Genomic DNA, 12,911 nt, shown 5'->3' with positions numbered 1-12,911 from the left:
ATGTTCAGAAAGCTGAAGGAAAAGAAGGGCATGGTGTGTCCGATGGAAATGGTGCAGGTCGCTCTGCTGATTGCTCTGGCAATTGCAGTAGGTCTGATCTTCAAGACGGAGGTTACTGAATTTGTAAACAAGACCTTTGAGAATCTGAATGGTTAAAGGGATTCTTAGGAACCGGCGCGGAGCAGAAATGGTGGAAGCGGCCATCGTGATACCGCTGCTCATTCTGATGCTTCTCAGTATGCTTATGGTACTGCTGTATTTCTACAGAGCAGAGCAGGAGCAGTCAGCGGCGCATATCGCACTTACAGAAGCAAGCATTGCGGATAACCGTATCTTTGCCGTACAGAAGAAATCATACGAAACAGGCGTCGGAATGAGAGGTGCGGTGAAGATCCGGATGGAGCAGAAGCGGATCCGGAGGTGTTATGTACTGAATCCGGCGGACGGAGTGCGTATGGGAGATTTGTTTCATGAGAAAGATGAATAAAAGAGGATCGGTCACCGTGCTGGCGGCAATGCTGCTGGTGACAATGATTACCGTGATCATGACATTTGTTCACGCGTCGAAAATGCTGGCCGTGAAGGGAGTGGCCGCCGAAGCCGGGCTTCTCTGGTGTGAATCGGTTCTGGGAGAATATGATCTGAACCTCAGGAATCGATATGGACTGTTCGGATTTTACGGCGTTGAGTCTGACATATCGGAGAAAATCGACGACTATGCGCAGCGCTCCTTCGCTGATAAAAGATACATCAGGTATGAGGGAAGCAGCTGTGAACTGTATGAATACAGTCTTGCGTCAGTGCGGAACTTTCGTGAGCAGGCGGTGAAGACGGGAAAACTTGTCGCAGCGGGTGTTGTCAAAAAACCGGACTGCGGGATCCGTGCCGCGGTTTCCGCAGATACTCCGGTAGATGGAGAGTCTGCGCTTCAGGAGCTTCCGTCAGCGGGAATGCGGGAAGGCATGAGAATGCCGTCACTGAAACAGCTGGGAAGGAGTGAGAAGGAGAATCCGGTGAAGAAAGGAAGCGACCGGTATTTTGAGGATCGGTACATTCAGACATTTTTTCGTGACTTTCTGGATGAGGAAACGAGTCCGGTATATTTTCGGGGAGAGGTGGAATATGTTCTTGCGGGAAAGAAATCGGACAAGGAAAATCAGAGGACGGTAAAGCGTGCGCTGATGACGATGCGGACTGCTTTGAATCTGGCATATATCCTGAAGGAGCCGGAGATGAAGGCAAAAACAGCGGCAGCTGCTGCGCTGCTCGCACCGGAGGCTCAGCCGGCCATGCAGAAGGCTGTCGAGACGGCGTGGGCGGCTGCGGAGGCGTGGAACGACTGTCAGCTCCTTCAGCACGGGAAGAAGGTTCCATGGATGAAGGACAGGAAATCCTGGGCCACTGATCTGGAATCAGTCATCCGGAGTTTCTCTGCGGAAAAGGGGAACTCCTCGCTGAAGAAAAGAACCCCTTATGTGGATCCGGGGAATGTGGACGGGCCGGATTACGGGGGATATCTCGCGGTGCTGCTCTATGCGATGAATCGGGAGGTGAAGATCATGCGAGCGATGGATCTGATCCAGATTAACATGAGACGCTGTTATTACGGAAGTTTTCGTATTCGCAACTACAGCTGCGGACTTGACGCAGAACTAAAAATCAACGGGAGCAGAGTCCATGTTCGGAAAATGTATTAAAAACAGACATGAGAAAAGTCTTAATACTCCTGATGGCATGCACAGGAAATGTGTCGGCAGCAGGGAGATAAGGCATATCAATAACAGACGCGGAAGTTATCTTGTTGAAGCTGCCGTCGTTATTCCTTTCTTCATCATTGCTGTGATGCTTCTGATCGGAATCATGCCGGTAATCTCAACCTGTGAGAGGATCACATTTGATGTGTGTGAGGAGATGCGGCTTGAGATGGCAAAATCTGCAGTCCGGAGCAGTCGGGCGGCACTTCCGCTGTCTGTACAGGCACGCGTACCTGCTGAAGAATCAAAAGTGACGTCCTTTCGTGTCACGGGTTTTCGATACCGCTTTGAAGAGGACGGCACCGGGGACAGAATCGAACTGAAATTCCGGGCGGTGTTTCATGAAAAAACTCCGGTCGGCGCATTCGGAAGGATCCGGTTTGACGGAAGAATCGAAGGAAGAACATTTACCGGCGCCTATTACAGAGGCGGAGGAAGAGGAGGGGGGATCGTCTGCATTTTTCCAAAGGCGGGCAGGTGTTATCATTCCAGGGCATGCTCCTTTGTGAAAGCAAACTGTCATCAGACTTTCCTGTCAGAGGAAATCCGGAGGAGATATCGTCCATGCCCCAACTGCAGAGCGGGGAAGGCGTCAGCCGGCAGTCCGGTCTTTGTATTTGAAGACACAGGAAGAGCTTATCATCTGGCGGGATGCAGCGCAGTGAGCCGTTATTATATCGAGACAGATAAAAATCAGGCTGTGGAGAAAGGTTATACACCATGCGGGAAATGCGGCGGTGTACCGCGGGGAGTTTCGCAGCAGAAGGGAGGAGCATGAACGGATATATTGAACGGACTTATCGGAAGGGGATGTTCCGATCTTATCAGAAGGAAATTCTAAGCAGGGAACTGTGCGATATTTTTATGCCGGTGAATTTTATTGAAAGAGATACAGAGGAAACGGCGATTTACAGGGTCGCCGGATATGTCCCCCTTGCCGCGGCCGGACCTCTTTCCGAGGAACAGGCGCTTACACTGGTTTCGTCATTGATTGAAGGAATGATCCGGGCGGAGCAGCACTGCATTTTTATCGGTGAATATCGGATCTGTGAAGAGGTTATGGGGGTTTGTCCGGATTCTATGAATGCGGCGCTGCTTTATCAGCCATGGAGATATGACAATCGGGAAGAACTGCTTCGGGAACTTCAGCGGATTATGGAGGGAATGGAACGCAGGGCTGCGGGGCGCGGCAATTCCTGTCTGCACAGGGCCGTGGAAATCGTGGCAGCCGGAAGATCCGGTCTGGATATCATAGGTCATCGCATCGAGATGCTTCGCCAGAAAAGTGCGGAACATCCTTCGGATACAGAAAATGATTGCCGTAGCGCTGCCGATGGAAATGGCGAACGAAGAGCCTTATCCGGGCACAGAGAATAATTCAGATCAGCTGTCTCTCTCTGCAAGACCGAAATCAATCTGACGTTCATCGGGATTTGCATTCAGGACTTCGATTGTAATCCGATCACCCAACGCGAAGACACGGTGGGTGCGCTCACCGATGAGCCGGTACTTTTCAGCTTCAAAGATATAATAATCGTCGTTCAGATCAGAAAGGCGAATCATGCCTTCCACCGTATTGGGCAGCTGAACGTAGATCCCAAAGCCGGTGACTCCGCTGATAATACCGTCGTGTATCTCTCCGATGTGATCCTTCATATACTGCGCTTTTTTCATTTTCTCCACATCGCGCTCCAGTTCCTGCGCCTGGCGTTCCGTCTGAGACGCGATTTCCGCGGCCTGCTCCGCAGAACGGCGATACTTCTTCAGGACGCCTGCCGGAACGCTTCCGCGGAGAAAGGATTTAATGATCCGGTGGTCGATCAGATCCGGATATCGGCGGATAGGGGAGGTGAAGTGGCAGTAGTAATGGAAGGCCAGTCCGAAATGGCCGGCACATTCGGTGCTGTAATACGCTTTCGTCATGGAGCGGAGAAGCACTGTGCTGACGATATTTTCCTCAGGTTTTCCGTGAACAAGATCCAGAATGCGGTTTAGTTCGGCAGGGTGAACGTTGTCTGCGTTTCCGCGCAGGTCGATGCCGAATCCGGCGAGGAACTGACGCAGCTCCATAATTTTTGCCGGGTCGGGTTTTTCATGGACGCGGTAGACAAACGGCGCCTCAAACTGATAGAAATGTTCTGCTATGGTCTTATTGGCGGCGAGCATGAACTCTTCAATCATCCGGTTCGCAGTCCGTCGTGGAGCGATGGAAATATCAACGGGAATCTCCCGCTCACCCAGTGTGATGTCCGCTTCATCGAAGTCAAAGTCGATGCTGCCCGAACGCTTCCGTTTCTCCCGGAGAATTTCCGCCAGTTCCTCCATCAGGAGCAGACTGTCACAGATGTTTTGATATCTCTGGATCAGCGCTTCATCACGGTGCTCCAGAATGTCGGAAACATCGTCGTAGACCATGCGGGCCTTATTATTGATGACACTTTCGTAGATATCGTGGTTGACTATATTGCCGTTCCTGTCGATCTCCATTTCGCAGCTCAGCGTCAGACGGTCAACGCCTTCGAAAAGGCTGCAGATACCGTTGGAGAGACTTTTTGGAAGCATCGGAATGACCTGTGTCAGCAGATAAACGCTGTTTCCGCGGCACATGGCCTCACGATCGAGAGGAGATCCGGCGGAGACATAGTGGCTGACATCTGCGATGTGGACACCCAGCAGGTAATTGCCGTTATAGAGACGGTCGATGGACACAGCGTCATCCAGATCTTTGGAATCCGCACCGTCGATGGTGATGATTGTTTTTTCCCTCAGATCACGCCGGCCGGCAATATCCTCCGGTGTAATGATCTGCGTTGCTTTCATTGCGGCATCGGCTTCACAGCGGGCAGGGAAGCGGACTTTCAGTCCGGCGGCGCGGATCATTGCACGGATTTCCCCGCCGACTTCACCGCGGCGGGCAATAATTTCCGTCAAACGACCCTCCGCCAGCGATTTCCGACCGGGGTAGCGAGTGATGACGCACACGACCCGGTCACCGTCCCGGGCGCTTTTTGACGCAGAACGGCGGACAAGAATATTATCGGAATTGCGGCGGTCGTCGGGAATTACCATATCACTGCGCTTTCCCCTGTGATAGGTTCCGACAATTTCACGGCTGCCGCGTTCCAGAATTTTGTCGACGATGCCTTCGGGATTTCTCCCCCAGAACTGAGGGGGAAGCAGATCAACGCGCACCCGGTCGCCATGCATGGCTCCTCCGATGTTGGAGCGGTCGATATAGATGTCACCGTACTCAGAGCGGACAAAACCTGAGCCGTTTCGTGTCTTTTCCAGAATACCGGTCCTTGTGCCGCTTTTTTTCTTTTTCATTTTCATCTTGAGACTCGTTTCCTTTGTGTTATGTACAGAATGAAGATATGAAAAGGGGACCACCGTTCGGTGATCCGCCTTTTAAACTCTGATTGAAGCGGCCAGAGTTAAATCTCCTCAGCTGTACCGATTTCCGCGGATTCCTCCACGACTTCCTCTTCGGTTTCCGGGGTGTGATGCTCTGCCTTTTCAACTGCTGTTTCAACCTCTACGACAGAGGACTCGTCCTCCTCCGCGGGAGTGTCTTCCACCGGCGCTTCCTCTGCAGGAATTTCGGCTTCTTCGCCGATCGCGTCCTTGATGGAGAGACTGATTCTTCTTCTTTCAGTGTCGATGTCCAGAATTCTGGCATTGACCATCTGGCCGACAGTGAGCTCATCGCCGATGTTTGCAACGCGCTTGTTCGCAACTTCAGAGATGTGAACCAGTCCGTCCAGACCAGGCTCCAGCTCTACGAACGCACCGTACTCCTTCAGCTGAACGACTTTACCTCTGACGATCTGATCGACATGATAATTGTCCTCGATGACGGACCAGGGCTCCGGAGTCGTCTGCTTCAGACCCAGAGAGATCTTGCCTTTTTCTTTGTTCATGGAAAGAATCTTGACGTTGATCTTCTGACCGATGTGCAGAACCTCATCAGGATGCTTCAGCTTGCCCCAGGAGATTTCAGAGATGTGGAGCAGACCGTCGATTCCGCCCAGATCTACGAACGCACCGTAGTCGGTGAATCTCATGACAGTGCCTTCCACGATATCGTCCACGCTAAGGGCAGCCCAGATCTGATCGATCTGTTTCTGCCGCTCTTCTGCCAGAACCGCCTTGTGGGAGAATACGGCACGGCCTCTTCTCTGATCCACTCTGGTGACCTTGACAGAAAGAACCTGTCCCAGAAACTCATCGGCGCTCTCCACATACTTGTTGGAAAGCTGGGAGAGGGGGATGAATCCGGAAACCTCCTTGTAGACAGCGATCACGCCGCCTTTAACAGCTTTGACAACCTTGACGTCGATAGGTGTCTTATTTTCGAGAGCCTCATTGATTTCGTTCCAATGCTCGTTAACTTCCAGTCTTTTCTTCGACAGGAGGATACCTCCGTCGCTGTCATCTGTCTTGATGACCTTCGCCTGGACTTCATCGCCCACCTTGAATAAATCAGTCAGCTTCTGACCTTCCTCAAGCGATACCTCGTTCGCTGTAAGGATGCCGTCCTTTTTGCAGCCCATGTTCACGATAACTTCGCTGTCGTTCACCTGGTCAACTTTCCCCGTGACGATGTCTCCGGTGTGAGGGAGTCTCAAAGATGCATCGATTTCGTCCATGTAATCTGCCATTGAAATGTTGTTTTCGTTGGTGATGTTTTCACTCATTGTAGAAATAACCTCCTTAATAACACGTTCGGGTGTCGAGGCACCCGCCGCAATACCTATTCTATTACATTTTTGCAATTGTTTCAACGGTAAATCTTTATTATTTTCGACAAAAAAGCATTTATTTTGATTTTTTTTGCATATCTCGTACAACTTCTTTGTGTTTGAGGAGTTTCTGCCGCCGATTACGACCATGGCGTCCACGTGTTTTGACAGTTCGGCGGCTGACTGCTGCCGCTCTCGTGTGGCGCTGCAGATCGTGTTTTGTATCTCGAGACGCACGCCCATACGACGAAGCATTCCGGTGATTTCATCGAATACCTTTTCATTGAGGGTGGTCTGGCTTACGACGAACGCATCCGTAAACGGATAAAGGGAGGCCTCCTCCGCAGTCGAAGCGATGAAAGCGGTGTCTTCGCACCAGCCGTTGATGCCGATTACTTCAGGATGCTTTTTGTCGCCGACGATGACGATATGAGCGCCCCGTGCGTAAGCGTCGTGAACCAGCGTGTGAATCCGGGCGACAAAGGGACAGGTGGCGTCGATGACGTGCAGCCCCCGTTCATGGGCCGTGCTGTAGAACCGCTTCGGCTCTCCATGGGATCGGACGATGACTGTATCGCCGGATGACGCCTCCTCCGGCGAGTTGATGATACCGACGCCCCGGGATGCGAGCTCGTCGGTGACGGTGGCATTATGAATCAGCTGGCCGCAGGTGTATATGTGGCCGCCGGCGTTCCGGCCGATCTGCTTCATCGTGGTGTCGATGGCCTGCCTGACGCCGAAGCAGAAGCCGGAATGTTTTGCTCGTATGATTTCCAATAGTTGTACCTCCTGTGCGCGGTGTCTGCGCGCTGTATGATGTGTGCACCGCGGCGCGCGGCCGCCGAATACGATCCCTGTATTACTGATATTTCAGGCACATTCAATGGCTGATCACGCATTAAATACTGCGGTGATGTGCCGGTCAGTTCTGTCTGCAGATCCGGGGCTCTTTCTGAAGCTCGTAGACTGCCATCCGATCGCCGTCCAGATCCTCCCGGTGCATGTCTACGCAGGATATTCCGCTGTTTTCGTAGGTCGTATAGTAATAGATTCCCCGATCCATATTGCAGCAGGAGGAGTAGATGGTGTACTCGCAAAGCAGATTGCCGTCTTCATCAGTTCCCAGCCTGCAGCATCCTTTCTGCTGCTCTACAGAGCCGAGAATCTTGAAAAACTGGCTGACGCTTTCCTCTTCGCTGTCGCCGGACAGAGAATTCATCTTCGTGAATGCGACCTTGACAAAACGGGAGGCGGAGGAAAGATCACCGGGAATCCCGAAGCCTCCCATACCTCTGCTGTACGGCTCCAGTCCGACGCCGGGCACGAGTCTGTTTTCCGGAAGCTGTGCGGAGGCGTTCATGTAGTCCTGCAGATGGAGCATATGGTAATCGAAGGTGGGGTTGTTGGTCATTACCCCCACGGGGTTGTCAAATATCCGGGCTCCGTTTTCCGTCTGCTCGAACACGATGGATTCCTTTTGATCTGCGATGAGCCAGTGCAGGGGAGACGGCGGAAGCTGCGGGCTGAACGCTGTGTCGGTCAGGTTGACATCTGCCAGAAGGTTCCGGGCCTGTTCGACGGTGTCGCACTGTCCGAGAATCCAGGGGATCAGTTCAAAGGATGCGAGGTTCCGGTGCCCGTCCGCCGGTGCATTGTAATGCGCGTTTCCGGGGAAATTAAGACCGGCCATGGACAGTCCCTTTTCATTCGTGGCGTCATAGTAGAGAGGGTAATCCTCAACTACAAAGGCCATTCCTATCATCGCGTAATGCTCCTCCAGAGCGTCAGTGTGGCGCATCGGAAGAACCTTTCGGCGAGGAGTGACCGTCACGGTTTCGTGGTAGGAAAATTCAAGATCCAGGTTTCTTCCGAAATAATGATTCTTTGTCGTATAAGTTGCTGCAGTACACATAGCAGAGCCTCCTTTTCAGATTGTATCAGTTTTTTTGTATCAGTTTTTTTGTGTTGTTCCTGTGTCAGTGTGTCGGCGGGTATTATCGGATCCGTCGGGTATTATCGAAGCCGCCGGGCCTTCTCAATGGCGCGTATCATGTCGTCGGGCAGGGGAGCGGTGATCTCGGAGGGCCGCCTGCTGACCGGGTGCAGAAACCGGATCCGCCAGGCGTGGAGTGCCTGCCGCCCGATGAGTTCAGGCGCGTCGCCGCCGTACAGGGAATCCCCTGCAACGGGATGCCCGAGCCAGGACATATGGACGCGGATCTGGTGAGTCCGTCCTGTTTCCAGGCGCAGCAGCACCTGTGTGTAGCCGGATTCGTAGCGCTCCAGCACCCGGACGCGGGTCACTGACGGCCGACCCTGTCCTTCGGGAAGGACGCAGCGGGTCACGCTGTCCGGCGTCGGTCTGCCGATGGGTCGGTCGATGGTGAATTCCTCCTGTTCGATGATGCCGTGAACCAGAGCAATATAGGATTTCTCCATTCCGCCGCCGTGCATCTGCCGGACGAGATCGTCTTGTGTATGGGAATTTTTCCCGACGATCAGTATACCGGAGGTGTCCATGTCCAGTCGGTTCACGAAACGAATCTTGAACAGCTGATCCGTTTCCCGCATGTATTTCATCAGCCCGTTGGCGATGGTGTGGGAGGCATGACCCTTTGTGGGATGGACGGTGACGCCGGCCTGCTTGTTCAGAATCAGCAGATCTTCATCCTCGTGAAGCACTTCGATGGGGATATCCTCCTCCGGAAAATGGCTGGCTTCCTCAGGCAGAACTGCCCGGATGATGTCGCCCTCCTTCGGCTTCATCCAGCCTTCCAGCACCTGATCGTTCAGATAGACGCTTTTCTGCGCCCGGAGCCGGGTCAGGAGACGGGAGGAAAAACGGAAATTTCTGCGGAGCATCCGGCGGATGCCGACGCCTTCGTCTTCCTTGCTGACAACAAAGGTATATTCGCGCATAGTTCCTCCTATAGAAATTTACTCTTGACCTTGGTCCAGAAATCGTAGCCTTCAAAACGGATCAGGTTCACCTTAATATCAGAGTAATCCACTGTCATCTCGCGCACATCGCTGTATTCGGTGGTGTAGCCGTCTCTGCAGATAGCGATGGCGGTATCGCTGCTCATATCGGGAATCAGTCCAAGGGAAAGATCCGAGGGCAGCAGGATGCTGGAGGTGAAAGCCCGGTACGCCGTGGTGTTCATCGGTGCGATGGGCGTGATCTGCAGGAGATTCAGCCGGGGATCCACTATGCTGCCGCCCAGAGAATAGTTATACGCGGTGCTTCCGGCCGGAGTGGCCACCACCAGTCCGTCGCCGCTGAACCGTTCGATGAAACTGCCGCCGATTGAAAGATTCAGGTGGACGTTGTAACTGTTGATTCCTTTGATGCTGACCTCATTGAGCCCGATGTGCTCATGGGTCTGGTCACCGCAGATGATGCGCAGCCGCACCGTGGAGAGGGGCTGCAGCGTGTAGTTACCCTGGGAATAGTTGAAAATGAAATCGTCAAGCTGGTCCGGCATGATTTCCTGGAAAAATCCCAGATGCCCGGTGTTGATGCCGATAATCGGAATCGTAGGGAAATTATATTTGTGAATCGCTTCCAGAAATGTCCCGTCGCCGCCGATGCAGACCATGAGCTCCGCATCCTCTGAATATGTACGGGTCACGGTGTACCCGGAGTTGTCCAGCTTTCCGCACAGAGCCCTTCCCGCCGCGAGGGAGGAAGGCGTCTGATTGGAGAATACGAAAATCTTTTTGTTCATCGCTGCTCTGTCAGTCCTTTCAGGTCATCCACCAGTGTGCGGAAGGTATCCATCGCCATCGCGACAGGTTCCTTGCTTTCCATATCCACACCGGCGATTTTCAGAAGTTCCACCGGATCGTCATTTGTACCGCAGGCCAGGAAACGCAGATAGGCATCGCGGGCCGGCTTGCCCTGCTCCAGAAGCATTGCGGAGATCGCTGTTGCTGCGGAATAGCCGGTGGCGTACTGATAAACGTAGTAGCTGCGGTAGAAGTGGGGGATTCTGGCCCATTCGTACTGGATGAGATCGTCGTGCTCCAGCGCCGGTCCGAAGTACCGCGTGTTCAGCTCGTCATATGTCCGGTTCAGCCATTCCGGTGTCAGACTGCCGCCATCTTCAACATAACGGTGCGCACTGTGCTCGAACTCCGCGAACATGGTCTGGCGGAACAGAGTAGTGCGGAAAGCTTCGATATACATGTTCAGCACATAGGCGCGCATCTGCGGGTCCTCTGCGGTATTCAGCAGGTGACGCATCAGCAGAGACTCGTTTACGGTGGAAGCGACCTCGGCGGTGAAAATAGAGTGATCGCCGTAGACATACGGCTGGGTCTGCCGGGTATAGAAGGAATTCATGGAATGTCCCATCTCGTGAACCAGCGTAAATACGTCTTCCAGTCGGTTGTCGTAGTTCATCAGCACATAGGGTGCAGAGTCGTAGGAACCGAAGCTGTATGCGCCGGATGTCTTTCCCTGGTTTTCGTAGCGGTCGATCCAGCGGTCATCAATTCCCTTCTGAAACTGGCGCAGATAATCTTCGCCCAGCGGGGCAAGACCTTCCATGGCAATGCGGACGGCCTCCTCAAAAGAAATGTTCTTTTCCGGCAACTGAATCAGCGGAACATAGACATCATACATTTTCAGTTCGTCGACGCCCAGAAGATCCCGGCGGATCCGGATGTAGTCGTGGAGGGCGGGAAGCGCCTCATTGACCGTTTCTACCAGATTGTCATAGACGGCTTCGGGAATGTTTCCGCCGGACAGGGCGGAGGCCCGGGAGGAGCTGTAACGGCGAATCCGGCTGACGATGGCGTCAGTCTTCACGTTAGTGCTGTAATTGGATGCCAGCGTGTTGATCAGGGACCTGTAGGTCTCATAGCAGGCAGTGTAGGCTTCTTTCCGGACATCCCGGTTATAGGAGCGCATGAAGTTGATATAGTTTCCGTGGGTCAGCTCCGTTTCCTCGCCGTTTTCATCGTGAATTGAGCCGAATTTCAGGTCGGCGTCGTTCAGCATGGTGAAGAGGCTGTTCGATGACCCGAGAACTTCACCGAGCTGTGCCATCAGATTCTCTTCTTCGGTGGAGAGGACGTGCTCCTTTTCGCGCAGGGTGCTGCGGAGCAGGTGGCCATATACTCTGAGGCGGGGTTCCTCATCCATAAACTGAAGGATACGGTCTTCCGGAATGGAAATGATCTCCGGGGTCACAAAGCTCAGGGCGGCTGAGACGCGGGAGATAGTCTGCATGGCCTTGTCCAGCATGGCCTGCTGCCGGGAATCGCGGTTGTCCTCGTCCAGCTTCATCCGCGCGTAGACAAAGGCTTTTTCCAGTGTCTGTCCGATCCGGTCGCTTTCCTCCAGCGCGTCCGCCAGGGTTGCCGGAGAATCTCCCAGATGTCCCCGGAACCGGTCATAGCCGCCGGCGCCGGAAAGTGCGGCGTCGATATCTCGGTTCCACTCCTCTTCAGAGGTGTACATGGCCTCCAGATTCCATTTGTGTTCCGGAGCGATTTCCTCACGGGTTCGTAATTTTTTGTTTCCCATTTTGTCCTCCTGTTGTATAATAAACAATAGTATATCATAAATCGGAAAGGAATTACAGATGGATAACAGACCGATCGGCTTCTTTGACTCGGGAATCGGAGGGCTGACAAGCATACCGTATATCATGAGGAGGCTTCCGGAAGAACGTATTATTTTTTTTGGAGATACGGCTCGGACTCCGTATGGCTCCAAGTCGAATGAAACCATTCGCCAGTTCACGATGCAGATCGGGGATTTTCTTGCCCGGAAGGGTGTTAAGATGATGGTCATCGCCTGTAACACCATCAGCTCCACCTGTATAGGGGAGCTTCAGAAGGCCTATCCGGAGATTCCGGTGATCGGGGTCATTGCGCCTACCGCCCATGTGGTTGCGAGGGACTGCAGTCCTTCGGATCATATCGGAATTCTGGCGACCCGGGCGACTGTGCGCAGCGGTGCTTATGTGGAGCAGATCCGGGAGAAGAATCCGCAGATGCGTCATCTGTATGCAAAGGCCTGCCCTGCCTTTGTTCCGCTGATTGAAGAGGGGATAATTGAAAATGAGATTATGGATCTGACGATCCGATATTATCTGGATGATTTTATGGAGGAGCATCAGATCGACACTCTGGTGCTGGGCTGCACGCATTATCCGCTGATCGCGGGACGCCTGCAGCGGATTTACCCGGGGGTGCGCATCGTCAGCTCCTCGCAGGAGGCGGCGACTGCAGTCTCCATCGAGCTGGAGAAACGGGACATGCTTGCCGATCGGCGACAGGGAGAAAATGTGTTCTACGCAAGCGACCTTTCCGAGAATTTCGTGAATATGATCCAGCTGATTCTGGGCAGAGATCAGGAGGATCTGAACATCCGTTTCAAGAACCTGGACCTTTGATTGGAGGC

Annotated in this window: 12 protein-coding genes; 6 read left to right on the top strand and 6 right to left on the bottom strand. The window is 53.2% G+C overall.

The features are described from left to right. From FYJ64_RS11355 to FYJ64_RS07650, 5 genes are read left to right on the top strand one after another with little or no spacing between them, the layout of a single operon-like run. On the top strand, positions 1 to 156 hold the full coding sequence (locus FYJ64_RS11355) for a hypothetical protein (RefSeq protein ID WP_206045593.1): 156 nt from the start codon (positions 1 to 3) through the stop codon (positions 154 to 156). Next, positions 149 to 487 (top strand): TadE/TadG family type IV pilus assembly protein, encoded by a 339-nt coding sequence (locus FYJ64_RS07665; RefSeq protein ID WP_154574589.1) that lies wholly within the window; start codon positions 149 to 151, stop codon positions 485 to 487. The genes FYJ64_RS11355 and FYJ64_RS07665 overlap by 8 nt, the downstream gene beginning before the upstream one ends. Next, positions 471 to 1,697 carry a DUF5702 domain-containing protein gene (locus FYJ64_RS07660; RefSeq protein ID WP_154574588.1) on the top strand — a complete coding sequence of 409 codons (1,227 nt, stop codon included), beginning with the start codon at positions 471 to 473 and terminating at the stop codon, positions 1,695 to 1,697. The genes FYJ64_RS07665 and FYJ64_RS07660 overlap by 17 nt, the downstream gene beginning before the upstream one ends. Positions 1,698 to 1,734: 37 nt before the next feature. Next, positions 1,735 to 2,532 carry a TadE/TadG family type IV pilus assembly protein gene (locus FYJ64_RS07655; protein ID WP_154574587.1) on the top strand — a complete coding sequence of 266 codons (798 nt, stop codon included), beginning with the start codon at positions 1,735 to 1,737 and terminating at the stop codon, positions 2,530 to 2,532. Further along, entirely contained in the window at positions 2,529 to 3,131 is a 603-nt protein-coding gene (locus FYJ64_RS07650; protein ID WP_154574586.1) for a hypothetical protein, read from the top strand. The genes FYJ64_RS07655 and FYJ64_RS07650 overlap by 4 nt, the downstream gene beginning before the upstream one ends. Before the next feature lie 6 nt (positions 3,132 to 3,137). Here the strand turns inward: FYJ64_RS07650 and rnr are convergent, their stop codons facing one another. From rnr to pepF, 6 genes are all read right to left on the bottom strand, one after another. Then, positions 3,138 to 5,144, bottom strand: a complete 2,007-nt coding sequence (gene rnr, locus FYJ64_RS07645) for a ribonuclease R (protein WP_328596997.1) — start codon at positions 5,142 to 5,144, stop codon at positions 3,138 to 3,140. A gap of 44 nt (positions 5,145 to 5,188) precedes the next feature. Further along, positions 5,189 to 7,273 carry a bifunctional 4-hydroxy-3-methylbut-2-enyl diphosphate reductase/30S ribosomal protein S1 gene (locus FYJ64_RS07640; RefSeq protein ID WP_154574584.1) on the bottom strand — a complete coding sequence of 695 codons (2,085 nt, stop codon included), beginning with the start codon at positions 7,271 to 7,273 and terminating at the stop codon, positions 5,189 to 5,191. A 145-nt stretch (positions 7,274 to 7,418) separates the two neighbouring features. Then, a complete protein-coding gene (bsh, locus tag FYJ64_RS07635; protein ID WP_154574583.1) occupies positions 7,419 to 8,408 on the bottom strand; it encodes a choloylglycine hydrolase in 990 nt (329 codons plus the stop codon). 101 nt (positions 8,409 to 8,509) lie between these two features. After that, positions 8,510 to 9,415, bottom strand: a complete 906-nt coding sequence (locus tag FYJ64_RS07630; protein WP_154574582.1) for an RluA family pseudouridine synthase — start codon at positions 9,413 to 9,415, stop codon at positions 8,510 to 8,512. An 8-nt stretch (positions 9,416 to 9,423) separates the two neighbouring features. Further along, positions 9,424 to 10,224 (bottom strand): NAD(+)/NADH kinase, encoded by an 801-nt coding sequence (locus FYJ64_RS07625; protein WP_154574581.1) that lies wholly within the window; start codon positions 10,222 to 10,224, stop codon positions 9,424 to 9,426. Beyond that, on the bottom strand, positions 10,221 to 12,029 hold the full coding sequence (gene pepF / locus FYJ64_RS07620) for an oligoendopeptidase F (protein ID WP_154574580.1): 1,809 nt from the start codon (positions 12,027 to 12,029) through the stop codon (positions 10,221 to 10,223). The genes FYJ64_RS07625 and pepF overlap by 4 nt, the downstream gene beginning before the upstream one ends. Positions 12,030 to 12,087: 58 nt before the next feature. Between pepF and murI the strand changes: the two genes are divergently transcribed. After that, positions 12,088 to 12,903 (top strand): glutamate racemase, encoded by an 816-nt coding sequence (gene murI, locus FYJ64_RS07615; protein ID WP_154574579.1) that lies wholly within the window; start codon positions 12,088 to 12,090, stop codon positions 12,901 to 12,903. Positions 12,904 to 12,911 lie beyond the last annotated feature (8 nt).

The organism is Hornefia butyriciproducens (assembly GCF_009695915.1).
Lineage (GTDB): Bacteria > Bacillota > Clostridia > Peptostreptococcales > Anaerovoracaceae > Aminicella > Aminicella butyriciproducens.
The sequence above is the reverse complement of the archived record's forward strand: the minus strand, read 5'-3'. Positions and strand labels throughout refer to the sequence as shown.